The sequence below is a fragment of the Microbulbifer sp. SE14 genome, from assembly GCF_059834885.1.
The window spans coordinates 214,458-241,445 of record NZ_JCBAJA010000004.1 but is presented as its reverse complement, the minus strand read 5'-3'; the positions used below and the strand labels follow the sequence as shown (position 1 = coordinate 241,445).

The 26,988-nt window shown below is 63.4% G+C and carries 22 protein-coding genes and 1 tRNA gene; 12 read left to right on the top strand and 11 right to left on the bottom strand.

Translation table 11 applies throughout. The features are described from left to right. Nucleotides 1-17: 17 nt before the first annotated feature. Nucleotides 18-2,123 carry a TonB-dependent receptor gene (locus AC6R19_RS05045; RefSeq protein ID WP_500578586.1) on the bottom strand — a complete coding sequence of 702 codons (2,106 nt, stop codon included), beginning with the start codon at nucleotides 2,121-2,123 and terminating at the stop codon, nucleotides 18-20. Between the two features lie 380 nt (nucleotides 2,124-2,503). Here AC6R19_RS05045 and AC6R19_RS05040 point away from each other — a divergent pair. From AC6R19_RS05040 to AC6R19_RS04985, 12 genes are all read left to right on the top strand, one after another. Continuing rightward, nucleotides 2,504-2,580, top strand: a tRNA-Met gene (locus AC6R19_RS05040). 332 nt (nucleotides 2,581-2,912) lie between these two features. Continuing rightward, a complete protein-coding gene (gene rimP, locus AC6R19_RS05035) occupies nucleotides 2,913-3,377 on the top strand; it encodes a ribosome maturation factor RimP (RefSeq protein ID WP_500578585.1) in 465 nt (154 codons plus the stop codon). A gap of 41 nt (nucleotides 3,378-3,418) precedes the next feature. Further along, nucleotides 3,419-4,924 (top strand): transcription termination factor NusA, encoded by a 1,506-nt coding sequence (gene nusA, locus AC6R19_RS05030; RefSeq protein WP_500578584.1) that lies wholly within the window; start codon nucleotides 3,419-3,421, stop codon nucleotides 4,922-4,924. A 126-nt stretch (nucleotides 4,925-5,050) separates the two neighbouring features. Beyond that, complete coding sequence (gene infB, locus AC6R19_RS05025) at nucleotides 5,051-7,777, top strand: translation initiation factor IF-2 (protein WP_500578582.1); 2,727 nt, start codon at nucleotides 5,051-5,053, stop codon at nucleotides 7,775-7,777. 101 nt (nucleotides 7,778-7,878) lie between these two features. Continuing rightward, the gene (rbfA, locus tag AC6R19_RS05020) at nucleotides 7,879-8,268 is read left to right on the top strand and encodes a 30S ribosome-binding factor RbfA (RefSeq protein WP_500578580.1); all 390 of its coding nucleotides are present in this window, start codon (nucleotides 7,879-7,881) and stop codon (nucleotides 8,266-8,268) included. 3 nt (nucleotides 8,269-8,271) lie between these two features. After that, complete coding sequence (gene truB, locus AC6R19_RS05015; protein ID WP_500578579.1) at nucleotides 8,272-9,213, top strand: tRNA pseudouridine(55) synthase TruB; 942 nt, start codon at nucleotides 8,272-8,274, stop codon at nucleotides 9,211-9,213. A gap of 79 nt (nucleotides 9,214-9,292) precedes the next feature. Continuing rightward, a complete protein-coding gene (rpsO, locus tag AC6R19_RS05010; protein ID WP_500578578.1) occupies nucleotides 9,293-9,562 on the top strand; it encodes a 30S ribosomal protein S15 in 270 nt (89 codons plus the stop codon). 189 nt (nucleotides 9,563-9,751) lie between these two features. Further along, nucleotides 9,752-11,878 (top strand): polyribonucleotide nucleotidyltransferase, encoded by a 2,127-nt coding sequence (gene pnp, locus AC6R19_RS05005; RefSeq protein WP_500578576.1) that lies wholly within the window; start codon nucleotides 9,752-9,754, stop codon nucleotides 11,876-11,878. Nucleotides 11,879-12,152: 274 nt separating this feature from the next. Then, nucleotides 12,153-12,815 carry a hypothetical protein gene (locus AC6R19_RS05000; RefSeq protein ID WP_500578574.1) on the top strand — a complete coding sequence of 221 codons (663 nt, stop codon included), beginning with the start codon at nucleotides 12,153-12,155 and terminating at the stop codon, nucleotides 12,813-12,815. After that, complete coding sequence (locus AC6R19_RS04995; protein ID WP_500578572.1) at nucleotides 12,808-13,680, top strand: D-hexose-6-phosphate mutarotase; 873 nt, start codon at nucleotides 12,808-12,810, stop codon at nucleotides 13,678-13,680. The genes AC6R19_RS05000 and AC6R19_RS04995 overlap by 8 nt, the downstream gene beginning before the upstream one ends. Before the next feature lie 83 nt (nucleotides 13,681-13,763). After that, entirely contained in the window at nucleotides 13,764-14,228 is a 465-nt protein-coding gene (locus tag AC6R19_RS04990) for a DUF3291 domain-containing protein (RefSeq protein ID WP_500578571.1), read from the top strand. Nucleotides 14,229-14,296: 68 nt separating this feature from the next. Continuing rightward, complete coding sequence (locus AC6R19_RS04985) at nucleotides 14,297-14,749, top strand: YqhA family protein (RefSeq protein WP_500578569.1); 453 nt, start codon at nucleotides 14,297-14,299, stop codon at nucleotides 14,747-14,749. Between the two features lie 201 nt (nucleotides 14,750-14,950). Here AC6R19_RS04985 and AC6R19_RS04980 read toward each other — a convergent pair whose 3' ends face one another. From AC6R19_RS04980 to dksA, 10 genes are all read right to left on the bottom strand, one after another. Further along, nucleotides 14,951-15,742: an acyl-CoA thioesterase gene (locus AC6R19_RS04980; protein ID WP_500578568.1), complete on the bottom strand. Its 792-nt coding sequence runs from the start codon at nucleotides 15,740-15,742 to the stop codon at nucleotides 14,951-14,953. A gap of 34 nt (nucleotides 15,743-15,776) precedes the next feature. After that, entirely contained in the window at nucleotides 15,777-16,589 is an 813-nt protein-coding gene (panB, locus tag AC6R19_RS04975) for a 3-methyl-2-oxobutanoate hydroxymethyltransferase (protein WP_500578566.1), read from the bottom strand. Between the two features lie 4 nt (nucleotides 16,590-16,593). Further along, nucleotides 16,594-17,280 (bottom strand): deoxynucleoside kinase, encoded by a 687-nt coding sequence (locus AC6R19_RS04970; protein ID WP_500578564.1) that lies wholly within the window; start codon nucleotides 17,278-17,280, stop codon nucleotides 16,594-16,596. Nucleotides 17,281-17,429: 149 nt separating this feature from the next. Continuing rightward, entirely contained in the window at nucleotides 17,430-17,906 is a 477-nt protein-coding gene (gene folK, locus AC6R19_RS04965) for a 2-amino-4-hydroxy-6-hydroxymethyldihydropteridine diphosphokinase (protein WP_500578562.1), read from the bottom strand. Beyond that, nucleotides 17,907-19,259: a polynucleotide adenylyltransferase PcnB gene (gene pcnB / locus AC6R19_RS04960; protein ID WP_500578561.1), complete on the bottom strand. Its 1,353-nt coding sequence runs from the start codon at nucleotides 19,257-19,259 to the stop codon at nucleotides 17,907-17,909. A 915-nt stretch (nucleotides 19,260-20,174) separates the two neighbouring features. Next, the gene (locus tag AC6R19_RS04955) at nucleotides 20,175-21,566 is read right to left on the bottom strand and encodes a sigma-54-dependent transcriptional regulator (protein WP_500578560.1); all 1,392 of its coding nucleotides are present in this window, start codon (nucleotides 21,564-21,566) and stop codon (nucleotides 20,175-20,177) included. Between the two features lie 206 nt (nucleotides 21,567-21,772). Next, nucleotides 21,773-24,790 carry an ATP-binding protein gene (locus AC6R19_RS04950; protein WP_500578559.1) on the bottom strand — a complete coding sequence of 1,006 codons (3,018 nt, stop codon included), beginning with the start codon at nucleotides 24,788-24,790 and terminating at the stop codon, nucleotides 21,773-21,775. After that, nucleotides 24,780-24,956 (bottom strand): hypothetical protein, encoded by a 177-nt coding sequence (locus AC6R19_RS04945; protein ID WP_500578558.1) that lies wholly within the window; start codon nucleotides 24,954-24,956, stop codon nucleotides 24,780-24,782. The genes AC6R19_RS04950 and AC6R19_RS04945 overlap by 11 nt, the downstream gene beginning before the upstream one ends. A 291-nt stretch (nucleotides 24,957-25,247) precedes the next feature. Beyond that, on the bottom strand, nucleotides 25,248-26,114 hold the full coding sequence (gluQRS, locus tag AC6R19_RS04940) for a tRNA glutamyl-Q(34) synthetase GluQRS (RefSeq protein ID WP_500578557.1): 867 nt from the start codon (nucleotides 26,112-26,114) through the stop codon (nucleotides 25,248-25,250). A 178-nt stretch (nucleotides 26,115-26,292) separates the two neighbouring features. Next, entirely contained in the window at nucleotides 26,293-26,730 is a 438-nt protein-coding gene (dksA, locus tag AC6R19_RS04935) for an RNA polymerase-binding protein DksA (RefSeq protein WP_500578556.1), read from the bottom strand. Nucleotides 26,731-26,988 lie beyond the last annotated feature (258 nt).

Sequence of the window (26,988 nt, the reverse complement as noted above, 5' to 3'; positions counted from 1 at the left end):
TTGCCCATCAATGTGGGTCAGAACAGCCGCGAGTAAGACAGGCTTACGCTGCGGCCCAGGCCTTTGAAGTTGCGGCCGTCTTGGCTGCTGGTAACCGTGTTGGTCTGCGAGTAGTAGGTGAAGTAGTCCTCATTGGTCAGGTTCTGCAGGCCCAGCGTCAAGTCGCCGCCCAGTGCCTTCAGGTCCGCGCTCGCATCGATGGTGGTGTAACCGTCGAATTCCGAGTAGGTTTCGCCGCTGTCGTCCTCGAAGTCGCGGTCCAGAAGCAGGTTGGCCTGCAGGCGGGTGTTCAGGCTTTCGGTCCAGCTGCGCGCCCAGCTCAGGTTGACGCGGTCCGGGGCTATGTTTGCACCGTCCAGGTCTTTGTCCACGCGCCCGTCGGCGTCGGAATCGTAGCGGCCATCGGTCTTCGCGTAGCGCAGTTCCAGCGTGTCCACATTGGTGGCGAACCACTGTCCGCGCAATTCCAGGCCGTCGATCCCGGTTTTCTCGCGCTTGACGCTGTAGATACCGTCGGCGCCGGCTTGCAGGCGCTGGCCGAAGTCGGAGTCGGAGCGGTAGTAGGCCAACTGCGCGGCGATTTTCTCACCGCTGTACTCGATACCCAGTTCTTCGTTCTCGGTGACTATCGGCTTCAGATCCAGGAAGCTCTCCACCGTTTGCCCGGGTTGGTTGATGCCGCGCAGCACGCGACCCACGTCCGGCATGGAGTAGCCCTCCGAGTAGTTGGCGAATACCCGCCAGGCGTCGTTTACCTGGTAGGTCGCGCCTATATTGGCCAGGGTCTCACTGAACTCAGGGTTGCCACCCTCGACGAACTGGCTGCCGTAGGCCGCCAGTGTGGTGAAATCGTCCACGATCAGTTCGGAGATCTCGTGGCGCAGGCCGGCGCTGACAACCAGCTGCTCCACGCCGGTGAATTCCGCTTGCACATAGGGCGCGATATTTTCATAGCGGGTTTCCGGTACCCATTTGCGGCCGGTCTGTATCAGCGCCTGCCAAGTCTCATCCTCGAACAGGTCGACGCCGTACACCAGGTTCAGGGGCGTACCGGCGATCTGATCCGCAATCAGGGTGGCCTTTATGCCGCGCTTTTCCGAGTTGTTCTGCGACTGGTCGAAGATCCCCTCGCCGTAGGCCGGGTCCTGGAAGGTGCCGTAGGTACCGCCGCCGTAAGTGCCGGCGAAGTCCTGCCGGAAGGCCTGCAGGCGCAGCTTCTGGCCGAGGAGCACCTCGTTGCTGTACTGCAGGTTGATGGTGGTGACCTCGTTGGACGGCGCATCGCCGGGAATCACGCCCTTCTCGGCGGTGGTGGGGACACCCATATCCCAGTCGCCATCGACGGACACCCAGTCGTTGCTGCCCTCGATTTCATAGCGGTTGACGGTGAGCTGCAGCCGCTGCGCGCCCCAACTGTGGCCCACCTTGATAAAGGCGTTCAGTGCGTCGCTGTCCATGGTATCGCCCTGGGTGTTGTCGAAGCCGACTACCTTGCCGTCGGCGTCGTAGCCGAGGCCGCTCTGGCGGTAGCTGAGGCTGCCGATCACATCGACGGCGTCGAACTGGCCGGACAGGCTGTAGCTGCCGTTGTAGCCGAGGCTCTCGCCGGCATCTTCGGGCTGGAAGCCGGACCCGACCCGCAGGCTCTGCTGCAGTCCCTCGCCCGGCTTTCTGGTCACCAGGTTAATGATACCGCCGGAGGCTCCCATGCCGTGGATGGCGTTGGCGCCGTGGATCACTTCCACCCGCTCCAGCATCAGCGGATCTATGGTGTGCCCGTCGCGACCGCCGTTGCGCAATGGGTTGGACTGGGGCACGCCGTCGATCAGGTACAGGGGTTTGCGTCCGCGCAGGCTCTCGCCGGCATTGGTCATTTTCTGGCGCGCCGGGGAGAAGCTGGGAATCAGATTGCCGAGCACGGTGGAAAGGTCGCTGCTGATGCTGATCTGCCGGGCCAGTTCCGCCCCGTCGATCAGGGTGACGGTGTTGGGAATGCTGGAGAGCGGCTTCTCTGTGCGGCTGGCGGTGACGACGATTTCCTCTTTGATCCGCTGGTCATCGGCCAGGGCGACGGTGGAGGCGAGGGAAATGGCCAGCGCCAGGGTGGTTTTCGTGCGGCGCATGCTGGTACTCCTGATACTTTTGATTCTGTGCAGGGCAGGAACCCTGGGGGTTAGACGCGGATGGTCTCGAGAGGCTGGCGATACTAAACCAAATGAGAATCCGTATCAATTGCGTTATCAAGTGATGTGGGGGGGCTGCGGTCGGGCGGAGGATGGATCCGGTGAGTGGTTCCTCTCCTCTCTATCTATACTTTTCCGAGGTGTTCAGGGGCGCCCGGCCAGGGACGCCCGGTGAAGTACTTCCGGCTTATGTGAAAATAAATGCCAAATGTGACTTGACTCACCGGGGCGACGCCCATAGAATGCGCAGCCTCTTGAGCGGTTGGGGCAACCCACCGCAGGGAAACGAAGAGCAACCAGGCTTCGTTTCTCAGAGTTGTTGCGGGGTGGAGCAGCCTGGTAGCTCGTCGGGCTCATAACCCGAAGGTCGTAGGTTCAAATCCTGCCCCCGCTACCAAATTCAGGTACCAGTGGTACTAGCTGGATGCCCGACGAGTCGGGCTCGCTTTTCACCTCTGGCCGGCATGGCCGGGCGAAGGTCCCAGGTTCAAATCCTGCCCCCCGCTACCAAATTTGCGTCTGCGCATACTGGCTGCGTGGATGTGCGGTCAAAGCCCCGTCAGGGGCTTTTTCGTATCTGCCGGAAATGTGGCGGATACTATTCGAAGTGGGCCGCAGGCCCATTTTTTGTTTTATGGGGGTGCATCCCTGCACCCCACCCCTTCGGGGCAGCCGGTGGCTGTGCAAATCGGCTGTCCCTGCCGATTTGTGTGTCGACTGGAAAACTGAATGGCGAGCAAGCGCGAACAGCTGGAAGAACTTCTGGCGCCGGTGGTGGCATCCCTGGGCTGTGAGCTGTGGGGTATCGAATACCAGACCCACGGCCGCAATGCTCTGCTGCGTATCTATATCGATTCCGAAGACGGCATCACCGTGGAGGACTGTGAGAAGGTCAGTCGCCAGGCGAGCGCCGTATTGGACGTGGAAGATCCCATCAGCGGCAAGTACACCCTGGAGGTCTCCTCGCCGGGCCTGGACCGCCCGCTGTACAGGCTGGACCAGTACCAACGTTTTGTCGGCGCCCAGATAGAGGTCCGCCTGCGCATGCCGCTGGACGGCCAGCGCAAGTGGCGCGGCCTGCTGGCCGGTGTCGAGGGCGACGAGGTGGTGCTGCGCGTGGACAGTGAGAACGAATACCTGCTGCCGATCGACAGTATCGAGAAGGCAAACATAATTCCCCAATTTACCAAGTAATCTGTAGGAGCCTGAACCCAGGCGATTAGAGGCACAGCTGCATGAACAAAGAGATCTTGCTGGTAGCCGAGGCGGTATCCAACGAGAAGGGCGTTGACCAGGAAATCATTTTCCAGGCCATCGAGGCGGCACTGGCAACGGCCACCAAGAAGCGCTACGACGAGGACTCCTCCATCGAAGTCATCATCGATCGCAGGACCGGTGACTACGAGACCTTCCGCAGCTGGGAAGTCGTGGACGACGACACCCTGGCAGAGCTGGGCACCCAGTTCACCCTGGAAGAGGCGCACGAGAAAGATCCCGAGCTGAAGGCCGGTGACGTCTACCGCGAGCAGGTGGAGAATGTGGAGTTCGGCCGCATCGCCGCACAGACCGCCAAGCAGGTCATCGTACAGAAGGTGCGCGAGGCCGAGCGCGCGAAGGTGGTGGACGAGTACCGCGATCGCGTCGGCGAACTGGTCAGCGGCACCGTGAAGAAGGTGACCCGCGACTTTATCGCCGTTGACCTGGGCGGCAACGCCGAGGCGCGCCTGCCCCGCGACCAGTTGGTGGGCCGCGAGATCTTTCGCCTGGGCGACCGGGTGCGCGCCATCCTGCTGGAAATCCAGCCGGAGGCCCGCGGCCCGCAGCTGATGCTGAGCCGCTCCTGCCCGGAGATGATCATCGAGCTGTTCCGCATCGAGGTGCCGGAGATCGCCGAGCAGGTCATCGAGATCAAGGGCGCCGCCCGCGACCCGGGCCTGCGCGCCAAGATCGCCGTGACCACCAACGATGGACGCATCGACCCGGTGGGTGCCTGTGTCGGCATGCGCGGTGCACGTGTGCAGGCGGTTTCCAACGAACTGTCCGGCGAGCGCGTGGATATCGTGCTGTGGGACGACAATCCGGCCCAGTTTGTGATCAATGCCATGGCGCCGGCGGAAATCGAATCTATCGTGGTCGACGAGGACGCCGGCTCCATGGACGTGGCAGTGGCCGAGGAGAACCTGGCCATGGCCATCGGTCGCAGCGGCCAGAACGTGCGCCTGGCGTCCGAACTGACCCAGTGGCAGATCAATGTGATGAGCGTCGAGGAGTGGCAGGCCAAGCAGGAAGCCGAATCCAGCGGTGTTATGGAGACCTTTATGGAGCGCCTGGATATCGACGAAGATGTCGCCGGCGTGCTGGTGGAAGAGGGCTTCACCACTCTGGAAGAAGTGGCCTATGTGCCCATCGAGGAAATGCTCGGTATCGAAGGCTTCGACGAAGAGATCGCCGAGGAGCTGCGCGCCCGCGCCAAGGACGCCCTGCTGACCCAGGCGTTGGCCTCCGAGGAGCAGCTGGACGCCTCCGAGCCCCAGGAAGACCTGCTGAATATGGACGGCATGGACCGCCACCTGGCTTATTTGCTGGCCAGCCGCGGCATCGCCACCATGGAGGACCTGGCGGAACAGGCCGTAGACGACCTGCTGGATATCGAAGGTATGGACCAGGAGCGTGCCGCCGCGTTGATCATGAAGGCGCGCGAGCCCTGGTTTGCCGACGACGAAAACAGTGAAGAAGAGTAATCCGGGTATTGCGTAGGTTGGGCCAAGGCTGGGGTTAGCCCCGCGAGGCCCAACCCTCGCGAAGCCCAATTCAGAATAGCCGGGCGCATTGCACCGCCCTGCCGATCGAGACCTTTAGGAGAGAGAATGGCCGAAGTAACAGTTAGCGAACTCGCCAAATCGGTTGGTGCCACCGAGGATCGTCTGCTCAAGCAGATGAAGGAAGCGGGTTTGCCCCACACCAGCGCGGATGCGGTGGTGTCGGACGAGGAAAAACAGGTCCTGCTCAACTTCCTGAAAAGCAGTCACGGGGAGCAGGGCGCTGCACCGCGCAAGATCACCCTGAAGCGCAAGACCACCACCACGCTGAAAACCGGCTCCGGCACCGGCCGTAAAACCGTGAACGTGGAAGTGCGCAAGAAACGCACTTATGTGAAGCGCCCGCCGGAGGAGCTGGAGGTAGAGGCGGCGGAGGCGACAGCCAAAGCCGAGTTGGAGAAGGCCCTGGCCGAACAGGCCGCGCTGGAGAAGGCCCGCGCCGAACAGGCGGAGGCCGAGCGCGCCCGTGCCGAGGCGGAGGCCGAAGCAGCCCGCCAAGCGGCCGAAGCCGCTGTGGAGAAGCCGGTCGAAGCGGAAGTCGCCGCCGAGCCCGAAGTAAAAGCTGAGCCGGAGGCGCCGGCAGAGAAGCCCGCGGCCCCGGTCCGCACCAGCTATGTGGATGACATAGAGGCGATGCGTATCGCCGCAATGGAGCGTCGCAAGCAGCAGGCTGCCCAGGAGGCGCAGGAGCTGGAGGAGAAGAAGGCCCGCCTCGAGGCGGATCGCCAGCGCGCCGAAGAGGAAAAGAAAGAGAAGGCCAAGACAGAGGCGGTCAAGCCGTCCCTGCGCCGCAAGCTGGAGACGGTGGTCGCAGAGAAGGACGAAGAGGAGCCGCGCAAGCGCCGCGGCCGCCGCGGCGCCAAGGCCGGCCCGAAGAAGTCCAGCAAGACCGCGCTCTACGAGCAGGCGCTGGAGGCCTTTGAGAGCGACGAGGCGGAGAGACGCAGCACCCGCTCGCTGTCCCGCCCGACGCTGAAGATCAAACCCACACACGGCTTCAAGAGGCCGACAGGAAAGCAGGTGTACGAAGTACAGTTGGGTGAAACCATTACGGTCGGCGAACTGGCCAAGCAGATGAATGTCAAGGCCGGCGAGCTGATCAAGCGCCTGATGAAAATGGGCGAGATGGTCACCATCAACCAGAGCCTGGACCGCGACACCGCTACCCTGATCGTTGAGGAGATGGGCCACAAGGTGGTTCTGGTCTCCGAGACCGCGCTCGAAGAGAGCCTGGTGGCCGAGGCCCAGGCGGCCGAGGGCGAAGAGGTTTCCCGTGCGCCGGTAGTGACCGTGATGGGCCACGTCGACCACGGCAAGACCTCGCTGCTGGACTATATCCGCAAGACCAAGGTGGCCTCCGGCGAGGCCGGCGGTATCACCCAGCACATCGGTGCCTACCGGGTGAAGACCAGCCAGGGCGAGATCGCCTTCCTGGATACCCCCGGCCACGCCGCCTTTACCGCCATGCGCGCCCGCGGCGCCCAGGCCACCGACGTGGTGATTCTTGTGGTGGCCGCGGACGACGGCGTCATGCCGCAGACCGAAGAAGCCATCAATCACGCCCGCGCTGCCGGCGTGCCGCTGGTTGTCGCCATCAACAAGTGCGACAAGGAAGCGGCGGATCCGGACAGGGTCAAGAACGAGCTGGCTGCCAAGGACGTCATCCCGGAAGACTGGGGCGGCGATACGCAGTTTATCAATGTGTCCGCGCACACCGGCGAAGGCATCGACGAGCTGCTGGAAGCGGTTTCCCTGCAGGCGGAAATGCTGGAGCTGAAGGCCAAGATCGGCGTGCCGGCCACCGGTGTCGTGATCGAATCGCGCCTGGAGAAGGGCCGCGGTGTGGTCGCCACCCTGCTGGTGCAGAACGGTGACCTGAAGCGCGGCGATATCGTCCTGGCGGGCCAGAGCTATGGCCGCGTGCGCGCCATGACCAACGAGCTGGGTCAGCAGGTGAAGGATGCCGGCCCGTCCACCCCGGTGGAGCTGCTGGGCCTGGATACCACGCCCAACGCCGGTGACGAGTTCCTGGTGGTGGCGGACGAGCGCAAGGCCCGCGAAGTGGCCGAGCAGCGCGCCGAGAAGGAGCGCATCGAGCGACAGCAGCGCCAGCAGGCGGCCAAGCTGGAAAACATGTTTGCGGATATGGAAGCCGGCGAGAAGAAGGTGCTGCCGGTGGTGATCAAGGCCGACGTGCGCGGTTCCCTGGAAGCCATCCTGGGCGCCCTGGCGGATATCGGCAACGAGGAAGTATCCGTCAACGTGGTCTCCAGCGGTGTGGGCGGTATCGCCGAAAACGATATCAACCTGGCCCTGACTTCCGGCGCCATCGTGGTCGGCTTCAACACCCGCGCCGATGTCGCCGCGCGCAAGCTGGCGGAGCAGGAAGGGGTGGAGATCCGCTACTACAGCGTGATCTACAACCTGCTGGACGAAGTGAAGCAGGCCCTGTCGGGTATGCTGGAGCCGGAAGTGCGCGAGGACATCGTCGGTATCGCCGAGGTGCGCGACGTCTTCCGCTCGCCCAAATTCGGCGCCATCGCCGGCTGCATGGTCACCGAGGGCACTGTCTACCGCAACAAGCCGATCCGCGTGCTGCGCGACAACGTGGTGATCTACCAGGGTGAACTGGAGTCCCTGCGTCGCTTCAAGGACGACGTGCAGGAGGTGCGCAACGGTATGGAGTGCGGTATCGGCGTCAAGGACTACAACGACGTCAAGCCCGGCGACCAGATCGAGGTCTACGACATCGTCAAGGTTGCCCGCGAGCTGTAATGTGGCTCCCTCTCCTTCAGGAGAGGGCCCTGTAGGAGCGGCCCATGGCCGCCCCGCCCGCCGTTCCTGCAATGTAACGAAACAGATTTACCAAGAGATCAATGGCAAGAGAATTCCACCGCGCCGACCGCGTCGCCGACGCCATGCGCCGCGAGCTTTCACAGCTGATCCAGCAGGAAGTGCGCGATCCGCGCCTCGGCATGGTCAATGTCAACGACGTGGAAGTGAGTCGCGACCTGGCCGTGGCCAAGGTGTATGTCACCTTCGTCGGCGAGGACGACCGTGCGAAGATCAACGCTTCCATGGAAGTGCTGAACAAGGCCGCCGGTTTCCTGCGCAGCCAGTTGGCGCGCGCCATCCAGATGCGTACCATTCCGCGCCTGCAGTTCCGCTACGACGAGACCTCCGTGCGCGGCCAGCAGCTGTCGGCGCTGATCGACAAGGCCGTCAAGTCGGATAAAGAGCACCACCGGGACGACGAAGAAGATTGATTTATGGGCCGCAGACCTAAATGGGGCCGGCCGGTCAATGGTGTGCTGTTGCTGAACAAGCCCGCCGGCATCACCGCCAACGACGCCCTGCAGAGAGCCAAGCGCCTCTTTTTTGCCAACCGCGCCGGCCACACCGGCGCCCTGGACCCGCTCGCCACCGGCGTGCTGCCGATCTGTTTCGGCGAGGCAACCAAATTTTCCCAGTACCTGCTGGACGCGGACAAACGCTACCGCAGCACTTTCTGTTTCGGCATGACCACCGCCAGCGGCGATGCCGACGGCGATGTACTCGAGACAAGGGACGCCTCGGGCCTCACCGAAAAGGACGTACTGAGGGCCATGGAGCCCTTCCGCGGCCGCATAAAACAGGTGCCGTCCATGTACTCGGCCCTGAAGCACAAGGGGCAGCCCCTGTATAAGCTGGCGCGCCAGGGTGTGGAAGTGGAACGTGAGGCGCGCGAGGTCGAGATCTACGAGTACGAGCTGCTGGGTTTTACCCCCGGCAGCCAGCCGCGCGCCGAGGTGGAGATCCACTGCTCCAAGGGCACCTATGTGCGCAGCCTGGCGGAAGACCTGGGCCGGATTCTGGGTGTGGGCGCCTATGTGGAGCAGCTGCACCGCAGCGCCGCGGGACCCTTCGACGAGGCGGACGCCACTACCCTGGATGAGCTGGCCGAGGAGCGCGGCGAGGGCCGGGCGGAAGTGCTGGACCACCACCTGCTGCCGGTGGATTCACCCGCCGCGTCACTGCCCAAACTGATACTGCCGGACGACTCCGGTTACTATGTACGTCAGGGGCAGCCGGTAATGGATCTGCAGGTCTACCGCATAGGTGCAGAAGGTGATATGGTGCGCCTCTTCCTGGAAAGTGGCGATTTTCTGGGCGTAGGAGAGATTACCGACGACGGACGGGTCGCCCCGCGCCGTCTGGTAAGCACCCCGTAAGGGGAAAAGTGTTAGCTGGTCTGTAAATATGCACGGGCCAGCCGAATCTTCAAAGCATATTACGACGAGGTAATTCGTTATGGCACTGACTGCCGCTGAAAAAGAAGCAATCCTGAAAGAGCACGGCCAATCCGAAGGCGATACCGGTTCCCCGGAAGTTCAGGTGGCCCTGCTGACCGCCAACATCAACAAACTGCAGGGACACTTCTCTGCGCACAAGCAGGATCACCACTCCCGCCGTGGCCTGATCCGCATGGTAAACCAGCGCCGCAAGCTCCTGGACTACCTGAAGCGCAAGGATCTGAACCGCTACGCACAGCTGATCGCCAAACTCGGCCTGCGTCGCTAAGACCCTCGAATGCCCGCCACTGGCGGGCATTCTTTTTTATACTCGGGATTCGGGGCCGCAGCGCGGATAGCTAAAATGCACCCGCCACCCGCATGCCGCCTCGGGTCCAAATAAATTTTCGCGCAATATGCGAAAACTGTAGGGGTTGCTGGAATGGGCCAGTAACCGTAAGGAAATAGGAAAATACTAGTGAATCCAGTAAGCAAAACTTTCCAGTACGGACAACACCAGGTCACCATCGAGACCGGCCGCGTTGCGCGTCAGGCCACCGGTGCGGCGCTGGTTACCATGGGCGAAACCGTGGTTCTGTGTACCGTTGTAGGCGCCAAGGAAGCCAAGCCGGATCAGGGCTTCTTCCCGCTGTCCGTACACTACCAGGAGAAGGCCTACGCGGCTGGCAAGATTCCCGGTGGCTTCTTCAAGCGCGAAGGCCGCCCGTCCGAGAAAGAGACCCTGACCTCCCGCCTGATCGACCGCCCGATCCGCCCGCTGTTCCCGAAGGGCTTCATGAACGAAGTGCAGGTAATGATCACCGTGCTGTCCGCCGAGAAGGACATGGACCCGGATATCGCCGCCATGATCGGCACCTCTGCGGCCCTGTCCGTGTCCGGTATCCCCTTCGGTGGCCCGATCGGCGCCGCGCGCGTGGGCTACACCCAGGAAGACGGCTACCTGCTGAACCCGGGCTACAAGGCCCTGAAGACATCCGAGCTGGACATGGTCGTGGCCGGCACCAAGGACGCCGTGCTGATGGTGGAATCCGAAGCCCAGGAACTGCCGGAAGACATCATGCTGGGCGCGGTGTTGTTCGCACACCAGGAAATGCAGGCGGTCATCAAGGTCTGTGACGAACTGAAGGCCGAAGCCGGCAAACCCCAGTGGGACTGGCAGCCGGCAGCGGTGAACGAAGAACTGAAATCCGCCCTGGAAAGCCAGTTCGCCGACCAGGTGGCAGAGGCCTACAAGATCACCAACAAGCAGCAGCGCGTCACCCGCCTGGGCGAAGTGCGCAGTGCCGCCGTCGAGGCCCTGGCCAGCGACGAGATTGCCGAAGACGAGGTCAAGAGCTACTTTGGCAAGCTGGAGAAGAAAATCGTGCGCGGCGCCGTCGTGCGCGGCGAGCCCCGCATCGACGGTCGCGACACCAAGACAGTGCGCCCGATCAGCGTCGAGGTCGGCGTACTGCCCAAGGCCCACGGTGCTGCCCTGTTCACCCGCGGTGAGACCCAGGCCCTGGTAGTCGCCACCCTCGGCTCCACCGGCGATGCGCAGATCATCGACGCCCTGGAAGGCGAGCGTAAAGACTACTTCATGCTGCACTACAACTTCCCGCCCTATTCAGTAGGTGAGGCGGGTCGCGTGGGTGCCACCGGCCGCCGCGAGATCGGCCACGGCCGCCTGGCGCGCCGCGGTATCGCCGCCGTGCTGCCGAAGGCGGACGAGTTCCCCTACACCATTCGCGTAGTCTCCGAGATCACCGAGTCCAACGGCTCCAGTTCCATGGCTTCCGTGTGCGGTTCCAGCCTGGCGCTGATGGACGCCGGCGTGCCGCTGAAGGCGCCGGTGGCCGGTATTGCCATGGGCTTGGTGAAGGAAGAGGACGGCTACGCGGTGCTGACCGACATCCTTGGTGACGAGGACCACCTCGGCGATATGGACTTCAAGGTGGCCGGTACCGCCTCTGGCGTGACCGCGCTGCAGATGGACATCAAGATCGAGGGCATCACCGAAGAGATCATGGAAACCGCACTGGAGCAGGCCCTGCAGGCGCGCCTGCACATCCTCGCGGAAATGAACAAGGTGATCGGCGCTTCCCGCGAAACCGTCAATGAGAATGCCCCGCGCTACGCGACCCTGAAGATCCACCCGGACAAGATCCGCGACGTGATCGGCAAGGGCGGCGCCACCATACGCTCCATCACCGAGGAAACCGGTGCGTCCATCGACATCGAGGACGACGGCACCATCAAGGTGTTCGGCGAGGATGGCGAGAGCCTGGAGGCGGCGGTTACCCGCATCGAGGAGATTACCGCGGAAGCCGAGATCGGCGCCATCTACGAGGGCACTGTGGTGCGTATCGTGGACTTCGGTGCTTTCGTCAACTTCCTGCCGGGCAAGGACGGTCTGGTGCACATCTCCCAGATCGCCGAGGAGCGCGTCAACGCGGTCACCGACTACCTGAGCGAGGGGCAGAAGGTGTTCGTGAAGGTGCTGGACGTGGACCAGCGCGGCCGTATCAAGCTGTCCATCAAGGAAGCTAAACTCGATCAGGCCGAGCAGGCTGAAGAGGCGAAGCAGGCCTCCGACGAATCCTGATTCTCCTGAACCCGAAAAAACCCGGCGCAGGCCGGGTTTTTTATGTTCGCGACTTGTAGGGGCGAACCTTGTGCTGGCCCAAACCAGAGTGCAGGCTGAGGCAAGGGCGAACAAAAGGGTCGCTCCTACAGAATAGGCTTCGTCATACCGGCACAGGCTCTGCGCCGTTATGACGAGCGAACAGGCGCTTGATTCGGAGCAGGTATCTGCAGTCGCCATTAGCCACTAACCACCGCGCCCGTTAGAATTCCCAAAAAGAATAAGGGGAATCGTTTTGCACAACTTTTGGCTCGCGGAAATCCTCCTCGCCCTGGCCGCCACGCTGGTGGCCAACCAGTACTGGCTTATCGCCCGCCGCCGCTGCCAGTCGCCGGCCCTGTTGGTCGTCGCCGGCCTGGCCTGTCTGGCTCTGGCCGCCGCCGTCGGCGCCTACCGCTATGGCATAGATCCCGGCGTTACCGAATTGCACCGGGCCCTGTCGCACCTTTCCGGCTATGTATCTTTCCTGTTGATCGGCCTGGGAATCCTGTGGGCGCGCTTGCAACTGCGGCTTGGCCGCGATAGCCGCGCGCCCGCCTATGGCGCCATCGCGCTGGTGACCGGTTCGGCGCTGGGCGCGGCGGAAATCGCCCCCCTGTCGCCGCAAATCGTAAGCAGCCTCTACTCCACAGCGGGTCTGGCACTCTGGTTGCTGGTGGCGCTGCTGGAGCTGACAACGGCGCGTGTCCTCCCCCGGACACTGGCCCTGGCTGTGGCCGTCGGCGCCCTGCTGGTAATTGCGGCCGGCCTCGTTATCGGCACCGAGGCGACCCGGGTCTTCGGCCTGGCGCGGATGAACTGGTTCCACCTGTTTCTCGCTGCGGGAGCGCTGACGCTACTTTCTGCCCGCCCCATTTTTGACGCTGGAAAGGATGATCGTGGAGAGATCAGTGAGTGAGCATATACAAAGCGATTTGATCCGCTACACCGACAGCGGCGCCCTCTACGGCAAGCCGGGACTGGAGCTGCTGCTGGTGCAGACGCCCCTGTGCCGGGCGGTGATCGCCACCCAGGGCGCCCAACTGCTGGAGTTCCAGGCGGCCGGCCGCGAGCCGCTGCTGTGGCTCAGCCCGAAGGCGCAGTTCGAACCGGGAAAATCCGTGCGCGGCGGTATTCCCCTGTGCCTGCCCTGGTTCGGCGTCAACCGCCGGGATCCCGCAAAACCCAAGCACGGCTTGGTGCGCACGGAACCCTGGCTACTGACCGGCGCGAAAGCGTTGCCGGGCGGTGAGGTCGAGTTGGTATTCACTTACCCTCACGATGGCAGCGCGCTGTTCAGCGCGCCTTTTTTCTGCGAAGTCACCATGCGTCTCGGCCGCGAACTGCAGTTGCATCTGCAGCTGCAGAACCGCGGCGACGAGAGGGCGGAGTTCAGCTGGGCCTGGCACAGCTACTTCCCGGTGGAGGATGTCAACGCGATCGAGGTGCGGGGGCTGGAGGGCTGCGAATACCTGGACAATACCCAGGGCCTGCAGCGCTTTACCCAGGAGGGAGTGCTCACTTTCCCCGGTGAAGTGGACCGCGTCTTCGAAAGTGCGCCGGAGCAACAGCAGATAGTCACCCGCGCGCCGATCGATACGCGCAGTGAGAACTGCCACAGTGTCATCGCCTGGAACCCGGGGGCCGAACTGGCCGCGACCCTGGCGGATGTGGGTGAGCACTACCGCGAATACGTCTGCGTGGAGCACGGTAATGCGTTTGCCAACAGCTGGCAGCTGGGAGCGGGCGAGATTGCGACTGCGTCGCTGGTACTCTTCCGGTAAGGGAGATGCCTGATATTCCATCGGTGCAATAGGCTCCGCGCATTGCGTCGATGCCTTGTGCGGATAAAAACTGGAGAATTGTTATGGGAAAGGAATTTCACCTGGCGCAGGTCAATATAGCGCGGGCCAGGGGGGCCATGGACAGCCCGGTCATGCAGGGCTTCGTCGATCAGCTGGACCGGATCAACACACTGGCGGATCGCAGTCCAGGCTTTGTGTGGCGGCTGCAGACGGATGAGGGGGATGCGACTTCGCTGCAGGTCTTCGACGACGAGCGCGTTATCGTCAATATGTCGGTGTGGGAATCACTGCAGGCGCTGAAGAGCTATGTCTACTCCGGCGAACACCTGGAGGTGCTGAAGAACAAGAAGAGTTGGTTCGAGAAGATGCCCGGGCCGATTCTGGCGCTCTGGTGGATTCCCGCCGGCACCGTCCCGACCATCGATGACGCCAAGCGGGCGCTGCATACTCTTGAGACCCTGGGGCCCAGCGCCGAGGCCTTTTCCTTCGCCCGGCCGTTTCCGGCGCCGCAGGCCCTGCTGGCCTGACGCCCGATCTTCCCGCTCCCCCGGCCAGCCCTGTGCTATACAGAGACAGGACTGGAGGGAGTGGAAGATTGCTACACCTAAAGCCACTGATCGAGGCGACCCGGCACATGATGACTGTTGCGACAGCCGTCCTGCTGATCGTGGCCTTTTTTTCTGTGATCTGGGGAGGGATCAAGGCTTTCCATGCGATCGAGCTGATCCTGACCAGCAAGGGGGAGAGCCGCGAGATAGAGGTCTATCTGATCCGGGTGGTCGATGCCTACCTGATCTCCATCGTGCTCTACCTTTTTGCAGTGAGTATCTACCAGCTCTTCATTGGTGGTCTGTCTCTGCCGGTCGCCAGGGACCTGGGTGAGATGAAGGGGCAGCTCAGCGGCGTCATCATCATGGTGATGGCGATACAATTCCTGGAGCATGTACTGAGCGACTTTCCCCCACTGCAGCAGCTCTATGAAGGTGCCTCCATTGCCTTTGTCGCCGGTGTGCTGTTGTTCCTGAACTATATTGTCGGCAGAAGGTGACTACTCACCTCGGGACTCGAAAAAGAATGGCGGACTCCAATGCGAAGGCCCTGATGTCGGGGGCCATTTGGGAAAAGCGCCTGCGGCTGATAAGCAGACCGATGAGGCTTTTTCCCAAATGGCCACCGACAGCAGAGCCGCCCAGGCTTCGGCTTAGTGTCACAGGGGGGAGGGGGGAGTGGTCACGGCAGAAAAAAGTAATCAGTCGAATACCGTCACCGTCTGGCGCGTAAAGGCGACCAGTCTGCCCCCGGCATCCCACAATCGCGCCTGCACCACCCCGTAGCCATCCGCTGCCTGCTCCACTTCGGCCAGGTACTGCCACCACCGATCGGCGCCCAGCTGCGGCAGCGGCTCTATGAATTCCACCGTCCAGGTCAGCGAGCTGGCCGGCGCCGGCTGCTTGAGCATCGGCAGTATCGCCGGTGGCCAGGCGTCGATCAGGGCCAGCAGGTGGGCGATGGTCACCGGGCTGTCGCTGCCGTCCCTGAAGCGCACCCAGCCGCCAAGATGGTTGTCGCTGCTGCCGCTGAAGGGCAGCTGGCCCCGGGCTATGCGGTAGTCGAATTTCTGCGTGAACTCCGGCACCACGCCGGGAATATAGGGCAGGGCCTCGCTGTCATCGGGTGCCCTGAATTCGGGCGCCCTGTCGGTGGCGACCTCGATACCCGACTCGCGCCCCCTGCCGAAGCTGGCGAGGCCGGCGAGTAACACCGAGCCCTCCTGGTAAATACGTCCTTCAACCTGGGTCACCGAGCGCCCGGCGCGCAGTGTGCTGGCCGAGGTGTCGATGGCGCCGGCCGCCACCGGGCCGACAAAGGAGACGGTCAGCGAGCGCAGACTCGCGCCCGGGGCCACCTCTGCCGCCACTCTTTCGTACAGCATTGCGGCCACCAGGCCGCCGAAGGTGGCGCGGCCCTGGGTCCAGCCTCCGGGCACCTGCTGTGCGCCCTGGTTCGCGCGCCACTCGTCGAGCAGTTGATCAAAAGTCATTGGGTCTTCGCCTATGCACAGGCTCCTACAGGGATCAGTTGAATGTGTGCTCTGCGTCCGGGAAGACACCGTTCTTGACGTCCTCGGCGTATTTGCGTAGCGCGCCGGGAATATTGCCCGCTTCCTGCAGGAAATTCTTCGAGAACTTTGGCGGCTGCTCGGTGAGGCCGAGGATGTCGTTGATCACCAGCACCTGGGCGTCGGTATCGCGCCCGGCGCCTATGCCGATGGTGGGCATGGAGACTGAGTCGGTAATGCGTTTGGCCAGGGCCGCCGGTACACACTCGAGGACAAGCAGGTCCGCGCCTGCCTGGTCCAGCTGCGCGGCGTCGTCGAGTATCTCCCCTGCCTTGTCCTCGTCGCGGCCCTGCACCCGGTAGCCGCCCAGCTTGTGCACCGATTGCGGTGTCAGGCCCAGGTGGGCGCACACCGGGATGCCGCGGTCAGTGAGCATTTTCACCGTCTCTGCCAGCCAGGCACCGCCCTCGATTTTCACCATATGGGCGCCGGCCTGCATGATGCGGGTGGCGTTGGTGAGTGCCTGCTCCGGCGTGGCGTAGGTCATAAATGGCATGTCGCCCATGATCAGGGATTTCTTGTTGCCCCGCGCCACCGCTTCCACGTGGTAGATCATCTGCTCCATGGTCACCGGTATGGTGCTGTCGTAGCCGAGCACCGTCATGCCCAGGGAGTCGCCCACCAGTACCGCTTCCACGCCGCTTTTCTGCGCCATGGCCGCCATGGGGGCGTCGTAGAGGGCCACGGTGATGAACTTCTCACCGTCCGCCTTCATTTTGCGCAGCGTCTGTACCGTTACCGGTTTCTCCAATTCAGTGGGTGCATACATAGCTTCAGCTTCCCGGATTGTAATAGTGGCGGCCGCTGGTGATGGTGAGCATATACTCCACCAACTGGCGGTAGTCCCCTGGACGGTCGACGATATCAATATCCTCGCTGTTGACGATCAACAGCGGCGCCTCGTCGTAGTAGTGGAAAAAGTTGGTGTAGGCCTCGTTGAGGGTGGCCAGGTATTCGTTGCTGATGGCGCGCTCGGCGGCGATGCCGCGGGTGCGGATGCGCTCCTGCAGTATATTGAGCGGCGCCTGCAAATAAATGACGAGATCCGGCTTGGGGACCTGCAGGGTCAGGTGTTGGTAGACCTGCTGGTAGAGCGCCAGCTCGTCGGCGTCCAGGGTGACTTCGGCGAACAGCTGGTCCTTCTCGATCAGGAAGTCGGACACGCGCACCGGTTTGAACAGATCGTCCTGGCGCAGTGCCTGTATCTGCTGCGAGCGCTGCAGCAAAAAGTGCAGCTGCGTGGGCAGGGCGGCGCTCTTGGGGTCCCGGTAGAAGCGCTCGAGGAAGGGGTTGTCTTCCGGCAGTTCGAGCAGTGTGTCGTAATTGAAAGTGGCGGCGAGTTTTTTTGCCAGGGTGGTCTTGCCCACGCCGATATTGCCTTCCACGGCGATAAATCTGGGCAGGGTCGCGCCGGAGAGATCCGGTTCGCGGGGATGGGTTTCACCGGTGTCGATGACCACTGAATTAACTCCTTTATTCCTTCTCCTATCACCGTCGGAGGTGCTGTAGGAGCGGCCGTCGGCCGCGATTGATTCGGGGACTTCTGGAAGCCCGTTCGCGGCCAACGGCCGCTCCTACAACTGAATTCCCGGGGTGGCCTTGGGCCGGATCAGATTTTCTCCAGGCGATTCTGCGGGCACAGCTGCAGCAGTGCCTGAATGGATTCCCCGGTGGGCAGCTGCAGTCCGGGTTCCAGCTCCACCAGCGGCAGCAACACAAAATTGCGCTCGGCCATGCGCGGATGCGGAACCTGCAGGCGCGGCTCGTCTATCCGCTGCCGACCGAACAGTAGTATATCCAAATCGAGGGTGCGGGCACCCCAGCGCAGAGTGCGCTCGCGCCCGTGGGCATTTTCGATCGCCTGCAGTCGATCGAGCAGATCCAGCGGCGCCAGTCCGGTTTCCAGTTCCGCCACCGCGTTGATGTAGTCCGGCTGTTCGCCCGGGCCCACCGGCGCACTGCGGTAGAAGCTGGAGCAGCGCAGCAGCCGCGTCTGCGGAATTTCCGCCATCGACTCCAGGGCACTGCGCAGCTGCTTCTGCGGTTCGGCGAGATTGCTGCCGAGTCCGATATAGGCGCGGACCATTTATTCGGCGGCCTTCGGCGGGCGCCGGCGGCGCCCGCCCCGGGATCCACGTCCGCCGCGCCGGTTGCCGCCGTTGCGCTGCAGCTTGCCCACCATCTCCTCGCGCCGGTCTTCATCGGCCTGCTGGAATTCGGTCCACCACTGGCCGAGGCCCGGTTCTATCTCGCCGCACTCCTCGCGCAACAACAGGAAATCGTAGGCGGCGCGGAAGCGAGGGTGTTCGCTCAGGCGCTGGGCGCGGCTGCCGTTGCGCTGCGGAAGGCGCAGCTGCAGATCCCAGATCTCACGCATCGGTAGGGAGAAGCGCTTGGGGATCGCCGTGTGCGCCAGCTGCGAGCTGGTGATCTTCTGTGCGGCCTGGGCCAGGGCCGGCACCGGCGGCGTGCCCCTCTCCACCAGGCGCTGCTGCTCGGCGTTCACCGCCGGCCACAGCAGTGCGGCGTAGAGGAAGGCCGGCGTAACGCGCAGGTCGTTGCGGATGCGCTGGTCGGTGTTGCGCAGGGCCAGGCGGGTCAGCTCCAGTGCGGCGGGATACTCGAGCCGGGCGGCGTTATCGGGGAACAGGTGGTGCCACAGCTGGTACTGGCGCATCAGTTCGAAGGTGCGCTCGCCGTGGCCGCTCATCAGCAGCTTGAGCACCTCATCGAACAGCCGCGCCGGGGCGATATTGCGCAGCAGCGGCGCCAGCTGTTTCAGCGGTGCGGCCGTCTTCTCCTCGATAGTGAAATCCAGCTTGGCGGCGAAGCGGACTGCCCGCAGCATTCGCACCGGATCCTCTTTGTAGCGGGTGGTGGGATCGCCGATCATGCGGATCAGGCGCTCCTCTATATCGCGCACACCGCCGGTGTAGTCGTGGATTTCAAAGCCGTTGGTGGTGTAGTAGAGGGCGTTGACGGTGAAGTCGCGACGGATGGCGTCACTCTCCAGGTCGCCGTAGACGTTGTCGCGCAGCAGCATGCCGTGTTCCGACTGCTGCGCCTCGTGCTCCTCGCCATCGCTGTGGTGGCCGCGGAAAGTGGTGACTTCGATGACCTCGCGGCCGATGCGCGCGTGCAGTATGCGGAAGCGGCGGCCGACGATGCGCGAGCCGCGGAACAGCTCCTTGGCCTCCTCCGGGGTGGCGTCGGTGGCCACGTCGAAGTCCTTGGGATGGCCTCCCAGCATCAGGTCGCGCACACCGCCGCCGACGATATAGGCCTGGAAACCGGCGTCCTGCAGGCGTTTCATCACCGTCAGGGCGGCGCGACTGATGTCGCGGCGGGAGATGTTGTGGTCGTTGCGGGCGACGATCCTGGGGCCCGGGTTTGCCGGCTTGCGCCAGCGCTTGATACTACTGATCAGGGTATTGAGCATACGGCTGTCTGTCTTGACTGCTGCCAACGGGATATGGCTTGGGGAGGTCCCGTCGCAATCTCGCATTCAAACTGGTGCTGACAGGTCCTAACGAGGGCGCATTCTACCACAGGCACACAGGCGGGCGCCCGCAGCGGAGTTGTGGCGGTGGGTGGAGAAAAGGGCAGTTTGGGAGTCAAAGAAAGGAAAGATGGGAATTATTCTTATTAACTATGAAGGCAGCGGCTTCCTTGCGCTATCAATTCGCTGTCTAGCGAACACCCTCTCCCAGGTACAATCAGTCAGTTTGTAACGCGCTTGTCGTTATTTTTGTTGTCTTCTGCTTTATTTTTATTATTTATTGTTGTTTTTGTGTTTATTGTTATTTTTTTCGGTTTTGGTCCCTGTTTGCTTTTATTGTCGACCGCCCCGTTATTCTTATTGTGTGTTCGCCCGCTTATTGTCAGTTGTTATTAGGGCTTAAACAGTCATTTATTTTTATTCTTGGCTGTTCTTCTTGTTTGTACTAGGAAGAAAGCATTTAGTGTGCCAACTTCATAATTTTCTTTAAAATCAATAACTTAGAAAATTTACAAAAATTTTCACGCCGCAGGGGAGGGATTTTGCGTTACTGATGTCGCGACAGTTGTTACTCATGGTGAGGCTGGGGTAACACTTTCGGTTGTTACCAAAGTGGGACCTGTCGGGTAACCGTCAGGTGAGTGGAAGAGCTTCCCCTTGCAGGTTGACAAGGCAGTGAGCTTGACGCGAAGGCCCTGATGCCGGGGGCCGTTCGACATTTGCCGATGAGGCTGTTGAGCGAATGGCCCCCGGCATCAGGGGCTTCCGGAGTTGGCTGGAGGGTCCGAGCTGGGGAGGGCGAACACAAGGTTCGCCCCTGCGATCGGAATCCAGTGGGTGAGAAGGCGGGTGGAATCAGGCCTCGGCGCCCGCGGCGCGGCGGGTCTTCTTGCGGGGGATGCCCAGTTTCTGGCGGCGCTCCCACAGGCACTTGCGGCTGACGCCCAGCTTCTTCGCCAGCTCCGTCTCGCTCATGGTGTCCTGGTGCTCTATCACGAAACGGGCGAAGTAGTCCTCCAGGGACAGGTCCTCGCGCGGGTCCGTGTGCAGGCTGCGCGGGCGCCGCTCCGGATCCGCCTCCTCGATCGGCACCAGGTCCAGGTCGATATCCAGGGTGCGGTGGTCGATCTCCGCGCTCCTGTCGTCGGTCAGTATCACCGCCCGCTGCACCGCATTCTCCAGCTCCCGCACATTGCCGGGCCAGGTATAGGTGGTCACCGCCTGTATCGCCTCCGGCGACAGCTTCAGCGTCGCGCGCTCCACCTTGGCGCAGAACTTCTCCAGCAGGTGCTCGGCGATCGCCAGCACATCCTTGCCGCGTTCCCGCAGCGGCGCCAGGGTCATCTGTACCACATTGATGCGGTAGTAGAGGTCCTCGCGGAACTTGCGTTCGGCGGCCAGCTGGCGCAGGTTGCGGTGGGTGGCCGCCACCAGGCGCACATCCACCTTGCGGGACTCCACCGCGCCGATCGGGCGCACCTCGCCCTCCTGCAGCACCCGCAGCAGGCGCGCCTGGGCCTCCAGGGGCAGCTCGCCGATTTCGTCCAGGAACAGAGTGCCGCCGTCGGCGGCTGCCACCAGGCCCTCGCGGGCGGTCTGGGCGCCGGTAAAGGCACCCTTCTCGTGACCGAACAGCTCGGCCTCGATCAGGGTCTCCGGAATCGCCGCGCAGTTGACAGAGATCAGCGGTTTGCCGGCGCGGCGGCTCTCCTCGTGGATGGCGCGGGCCACCAGTTCCTTGCCGGTGCCCGTCTCGCCGTGCACCAGCACCGTGGCGTCGGTGGGGGCCACCTTGTGGATGCGGTTGTAGAGATCGCGCATCACTGGGCTGTCGCCGATCATGCCGGCGATGGCGCGGCCGGGCTCCTTGCCGGAGGGCGCCTGGGCGCGGCTCTGTTCGGCCTTGCCGATCACCCGGCGCACCGTGGCGATCATCTCGTCGTGGTCGAAGGGCTTGGCGATATAGTCGGCGGCGCCCATGCGCATCGAGTCCACCGCGGATCTCAGGCTGGCGTAGCTGGTCATGATCAGCACCGGCACGTCGCCAGCGAGTTTGAGCAGGTCGGTACCGGGGGCGCCGGGCAGGCGCAGGTCGGAGATGATCAGATCCACTTCGCCGAGGCGGTACTTGGTGGTCGCCTCGCGCACTGAGCCCGCCTCACTGACCTTGTACCGGTGCCGCTCCAGCAGTTTGCGCAGCGCCGCTCGAATAATGGCTTCATCTTCGACGATCAGGATGTGGCTCATGTGTTACGCCTGGTTACAAAATGCTCAGGGAACGCCTAGTTTCAGGGTTTGGGCGTTTCGATGCAACCCATAATGTCGGGACTCGGGACTCGGGACTCGGGACTCGGGACTCGGGACTCGGGACTCGGGGTATGATGCAATGAAGATCCGATTTGCTTGCCAATACAAGTCGGAGCAGGTTCGCGGGCACGGCATAGCTGCTGTTGCTAGGGGCGGGCGCGCCCGAGTCCCGAGTCCCGAGTCCCGAGTCCCGTTTGTTCCAGCGGCAGCTGCACGATAAATTTCGCCCCCCGCCCGCTCTCGGGATGCGCCGGACTCACCAGTTCCAACTGCCCGTTATGTTCCTCGACGATGCTGTACACCATCGCCAGGCCGAGGCCTGTACCCTCGCCGGGTTCCTTGGTGGTGAAGAAGGGTTCGAGAATGCGTTCGCGGTGTTCGGGGGGGATTCCCGGGCCGTCGTCGGTGACCGCGACGCAGGCACAGCCATTGGCGACATAGCCGTCTATCTGGATATGGCCGCCGTCCGGGCTGGCGTCGCGGGCGTTGCTGAGCAGGTTGATGAACACCTGGATCAGGCGCTGGTTGTCGCCGGGGGCGATCAGGTTTTCCGGCACCGCATTGTCGAAGGTCACCTGGGTCTTGTCCCGCTGCAGGGACAGCAGCTGCACCGCCTCCTGCACGCAGGCGTAGAGGTCCACCGGCGCCCGCTCGCTGCCTTTGTCAGGGCTGCCGCTGTGGGAGAAGTTCACCAGCGAGTGCACTATGCGGCTGATGCGCTGGGTCTGGCTGAGGATTTGGTCGGCGGTATCGCGCACCTCGGGGCTGTCGGACTCGAAGTGCAGGTTCTGCGCCAGGCAGGCGATGCCGGTGACAGGGTTGCCCACCTCGTGGGCCACGCCGGCGGCGAGGCGGCCCACCGATGCCAGGCGCTCGCTGTGGATCAGCTCCTGCTCCAGTACCTGGGTCTCGGTGATGTCCTCCAACAGCAGCATCTGCGCGTCGCCGCGCTCGTGCCTGTCGCGGCCGCGCCCGCGCCCACTGGTATCGATGCGGGTCCTGTGCAGGTTCAGCCAGTGGTTGTTGCCGCCCAGGCTCACCTGCTGCTTGAAGCGGCTGTTGTCCTCGGATTCGGTGAATTCCCGCAGCAGGCTGCGCCAGGGTTCCGCCAGATAGTCCAGCTTGGAGCCGATCACCTCGCCGGAGGCGATTCCGGTCAGGTCGGCCATGGCGTTGTTCCACAGCAGTATCTCGCCGTCGCGCCCCAGGCGGCAGGCGGCCAGGGGCAGTTCCTCGAGCATCTGGCGGTGGTAGAGGCGCAGGTTGTTCAGTTCCGCCGCCAGGCCGGTGAGCTGGTTCTTGTAGCGACTGAGCCGCGTCTCGATCAGGTTGATGTCCTTGTGCGCCGGCTGGTCCCCCTCCTTGAAGGGGAAGTGGCGGTCGATGATCTGCCCGGCCAGCACCCTGCCGAGCAGGCCGGACAGGTTGGCCTCCAGCTTGTTGCGCAGCTGGCGCAGGGCGTAGGGGCGGCGCTCGTCGTCGGGCAGGCCGAGCTGGCGCAGGGCGCGGTTCACCTCGTGGGTGGCGGTGGCGGCGCCGAGGCTCTCCGCCAGGCGCAGGCGGAAATCCGCCGCCGATGCCACGTCCATCTCCAGGCGCAGGGCCTGGCTCAGGGTGTCGTCGCTGCACAGGTCCGCCGCGTACTGCTCCAGGCTGCTGCTGTGGGTGAAGACGGACAGCCCGACAAACAGCAGCACGTTCACCGCCAGGGACAGGGTGGTGACCTGGGTCCAGATGGACATGCCCAGCGGCACCTGTATGTCGGTGCCGGGCAGGGCGACGCCGCTGAGACCGAAGATGGACGGCAGCAGCAGGCCGAGCGCCCAGATGGACATGCCCGCCAGCAGGCCGCCGATAAAGCCGCGGCGGTTGCCCCGCGGCCAGTGGATGACCGCGAAGATACCGGGCAGGAACTGCAGCGAGGCGATAAACGCCAGCAGCGCCAGGTCGGACAGGGACAGGCGGTTGTTCAGCAGCAGATAGAAGGCGAAGCCGGCCAGGAAGAGCGCCGCCACCAAAGCGCGGCGCAGCCACACCAGTTGGCGGTACATATTGTCCTCGGAGTGCCAGCGGGTGCCGGGCAGGAGCCAGTGGTTCATCACCATGGTGGACAGGGCCAGGGTGATCATCACCAGGGCGCCGGTGGCGGCGGACAGGCCGCCGATGAAGGCCAGCGTCGTCAGCAGTGCCGAGCCGCTGGCCCGCGGTACCGCCAGGGAGAAGTACTGCACCGGCTCGGTGACGTCCAGGGCGAAGCCTGCCCACATGATCGGGAATATCGGCAGGGCCATCAGCAGCAGGAACAGCGGGAAGCCCCAACTGGCGATGCGCAGTGTCTGCGCCGCCGGCCGCTCGGCCACGCTCAGGTAGAAGATGTGCGGCATGGCCACCGCGGTGGCGATAAACACCAGCAGCAGCGTGTGGGAGGAACCCTGTTGGATGGGGGTGTAGAGCAGCTGCTGCATATCGCTGTTCTGTGCCAGCCATTGGTCCAGTCCGGCGAAACCGCCGAAGACACCGTAGATGGCGTAGGCGCCCACCGCCAGCAGCGCGACCAGCTTGACCACCGACTCCAGCGCCATGGCGCTGGCGAGGCCGGCGCGGCGCTCACGGCTGGCGCCGTACATGCTGGTGAACACCGCCAGCAGCACGCAGTAGAAGAAGGCGATCAGGTTCTTGCTGGTGACGCCGCTCTCCGCCAGCGCCAGGGCGGCGACACTGTCCCGGGACAGCAGCGCCAGTGTCTCCGACACCGCCTGTATCTGCAGCGCGATCAGCGGCAGCAGTGCCAGCAGCATAAACAGGGTGGCCAGGGTGCCGGCCTCGCGACTGTGGTAACGGAACACCAGCAGGTCCGCCGGCGAGGTCAACTGATAGCGCTGTGCCAGCCGCGCCAGCGGTTCCAGGGCCACCGGCGCGAACAGGAACATGGCGCCGGTGCCCAGGTAGTAGGCGAGCACACCGTAGCCGTATTGCCAGGCCAGGTCGACGATGCCATAGAAGGTCCAGGCGGACAGGGACACGCCCAGCGACAGCACATAGATCAGCGGGTGGCGCACCCAGCGCGACGGCAGCCAGCCCTTGGAGGTGGCGAAGGCGACGAAAAACAGCGTGGCGATATAGGCCACGCCGATCAGGGCGATGTGCGTCAGTTCAAAGCTCATCGGACTTGCGCCTCATCTGCACGAATACCGCCAGCAGTATCAGGACGAGCCAGAGTATAAAGGGCCGGTACCAGGCGCCCGACGGGTTGATCATCCAGGTGAAGATGGTCGGTGAGAAGACGTAGCCCACCAGGACCAGCAGGATTAGGAGGGTGCGGTTGGTCATGAAAGCCGGGACTCGGGACTCGGGACAAATTGGCAGGATTGCCCATTTGGACGCCGAAGGCGCCCGCGCAGCGGGTGAGCGCCAGGGATGGCGCGAATCACTCGGGACTCGGGTGAAGACACGGGGTTTACCATTGGTGACGCGCTATTTGTTGCAGGCTGCAAGTATGCCGGGTTCAGCGGGCAATTTCAGTAGGGTGCGCCGCGCGCACCGTTGAGCCGTCCGCTGAGCAGGGTGCATCCTGCCCGAGTCCCGAGTCCCGAGTCCCGAGTCCCGAGTCCCGAGTCCCGACTAGATCTGCCGGTCCCGCATATCCACCTGGTGGCGCTGCCAGCGAGCTGCGGCCCATTTGAGAATATGCTCCGGCGCCTCCCGCTCCAGTTCGTCGGGTAGATGGAAGCCGAGAAAGCCCAATGCGGTGTGCAGGTTTTCGGATGGCCTGCGGTCGTCTATGGCCGGGGCGTGGTTCTGCTTGCTGAGTTTCTGGTGTCCGTCGGGGCCCATCACCAGGGGCAGGTGGCCGAACCGGGGCGGCGCAGCGCCGAGCAGGCGGAACAGCCGCTGTTGCGCGCCGGTGGTGTCGAGCAGGTCGGCGCCGCGCACCACGTGGGTCACCTCCTGGTCGATATCGTCCACCACCACCGCCAGCTGATAGGCGTAGAGGCCGTCGCGGCGCTTGAGGATGGTGTCCTCGCGAACCTGCTGGCGCTGCTCGCCGCGCCACAGGTCATCGAAGTGTTCCTCGCCGCCGGCGCACACAAGGCGCAGGGCGCTGGGACCCTGCTCTGCGGTAATTCCGCGGCAGGCGATATTGTCGTGGCCGCCGTTGCGGCGTATCTGGCTGCGGGAGCAGTGGCAGGGGTAGATCAGTTCCCGCGCCGCCAGTCCGGCGAGGGTGTCCTCGTAGAGGGTGTGGCGGCGGCTCTGCCACTCCAGAGGGCCGTGCCAGTGCAGGCCGTGGACCTCCAGGGACTTCAATATGCGCTCGGCGGCGCCGGGCTCCTCCCGCGGCGGGTCCAGGTCCTCCATCCGCACCAGCCACAAGCCGCCGTGGGCGATGGCGTCCAGGTAGCTGCCCAGGGCGCAGACCAGGGAGCCGAAATGCAGAGGGCCGGTGGGGGAGGGGGCGAAACGGCCGATGTAAGCGGGAGAGTTCAACGATAAGCCGGAAATCTGGGTGGATGTGCTTAGCGGTTGACTTGCCCCATCCATGGCGCTCGCCCGCTTCGCGGGCGCCTTCGGCGTCCAAATCGGCAATCCTGCCGATTTGTATCCACCCTACAGGTCGGAGCCGTAGGGCGGATAAGCGCTAAGCGCATCCGTCTTTCTTTGCTGATCAGCCGGAGATCTGTTTTTCCTTGATCTCCGCCAGGGTCTTGCAGTCCACGCACAGGGTTGCGGTGGGACGGGCTTCCAGGCGGCGGATGCCGATTTCCACGCCGCAGGCCTCGCAGAAACCGTAGTCGTCCTGGTCGATCAGTTCGAGAGTCGCATCGATCTTCTTGATCAGCTTGCGTTCGCGGTCGCGGGTGCGCAGTTCCAGACTGAACTCCTCTTCCTGGCTGGCGCGGTCGGCCGGGTCCGGGAAGTTGGCGGCCTCGTCCTTCATGTGGGAAACGGTGCGGTCCACTTCCGCCATCAGCTCGGCCTTCCAGGCCAGCAGCAAGTTGCGGAAATGCTCCTGCTGCTTCTCATTCATGTACTCCTCGCCCTTTTTCTCCTTGTAGGGCTCAAAGCCGTGCAGAGATTCGGTGCTCGCAGCAGTTTTGGGCATGGTCGTTGCCTCTCTTTCTTTACGGGCCCCCGATAATGGGGGCGATACCACCAAATTCAATCTAGCCTAGTCCGGAATTGTCCGGGGTGATGCATTTTTGGCCCGTGCAACGGGGATGCGATGGCAGGCTATTCCCTTCTCGTCGCCCCAGTCCCAAATGAGATGGCCCTGGCGACCGAGGGCGAAGAAGCTACCAAATCTCTCCGGTTAGCGCCACAAAATGTTGACCGTGGACATTCGCCCGGGATCTTGAGTATT

What these genes read in the sequence shown, in the direction of transcription:
- AC6R19_RS05045 (WP_500578586.1), bottom strand. Translation starts at nt 2,123, where the DNA reads ATGCGCCGCACGAAAACCACCCTGGCGCTGGCCATTTCCCTCGCCTCC.
- rimP (WP_500578585.1), top strand. Translation starts at nt 2,913, where the DNA reads ATGGCGAGCAAGCGCGAACAGCTGGAAGAACTTCTGGCGCCGGTGGTG.
- nusA (WP_500578584.1), top strand. Translation starts at nt 3,419, where the DNA reads ATGAACAAAGAGATCTTGCTGGTAGCCGAGGCGGTATCCAACGAGAAG.
- infB (WP_500578582.1), top strand. Translation starts at nt 5,051, where the DNA reads ATGGCCGAAGTAACAGTTAGCGAACTCGCCAAATCGGTTGGTGCCACC.
- rbfA (WP_500578580.1), top strand. Translation starts at nt 7,879, where the DNA reads ATGGCAAGAGAATTCCACCGCGCCGACCGCGTCGCCGACGCCATGCGC.
- truB (WP_500578579.1), top strand. Translation starts at nt 8,272, where the DNA reads ATGGGCCGCAGACCTAAATGGGGCCGGCCGGTCAATGGTGTGCTGTTG.
- rpsO (WP_500578578.1), top strand. Translation starts at nt 9,293, where the DNA reads ATGGCACTGACTGCCGCTGAAAAAGAAGCAATCCTGAAAGAGCACGGC.
- AC6R19_RS04990 (WP_500578571.1), top strand. Translation starts at nt 13,764, where the DNA reads ATGGGAAAGGAATTTCACCTGGCGCAGGTCAATATAGCGCGGGCCAGG.
- AC6R19_RS04980 (WP_500578568.1), bottom strand. Translation starts at nt 15,742, where the DNA reads ATGACTTTTGATCAACTGCTCGACGAGTGGCGCGCGAACCAGGGCGCA.
- panB (WP_500578566.1), bottom strand. Translation starts at nt 16,589, where the DNA reads ATGTATGCACCCACTGAATTGGAGAAACCGGTAACGGTACAGACGCTG.
- folK (WP_500578562.1), bottom strand. Translation starts at nt 17,906, where the DNA reads ATGGTCCGCGCCTATATCGGACTCGGCAGCAATCTCGCCGAACCGCAG.
- pcnB (WP_500578561.1), bottom strand. Translation starts at nt 19,259, where the DNA reads ATGCTCAATACCCTGATCAGTAGTATCAAGCGCTGGCGCAAGCCGGCA.
- AC6R19_RS04955 (WP_500578560.1), bottom strand. Translation starts at nt 21,566, where the DNA reads ATGAGCCACATCCTGATCGTCGAAGATGAAGCCATTATTCGAGCGGCG.
- AC6R19_RS04950 (WP_500578559.1), bottom strand. Translation starts at nt 24,790, where the DNA reads ATGAGCTTTGAACTGACGCACATCGCCCTGATCGGCGTGGCCTATATC.
- AC6R19_RS04945 (WP_500578558.1), bottom strand. Translation starts at nt 24,956, where the DNA reads ATGACCAACCGCACCCTCCTAATCCTGCTGGTCCTGGTGGGCTACGTC.
- dksA (WP_500578556.1), bottom strand. Translation starts at nt 26,730, where the DNA reads ATGCCCAAAACTGCTGCGAGCACCGAATCTCTGCACGGCTTTGAGCCC.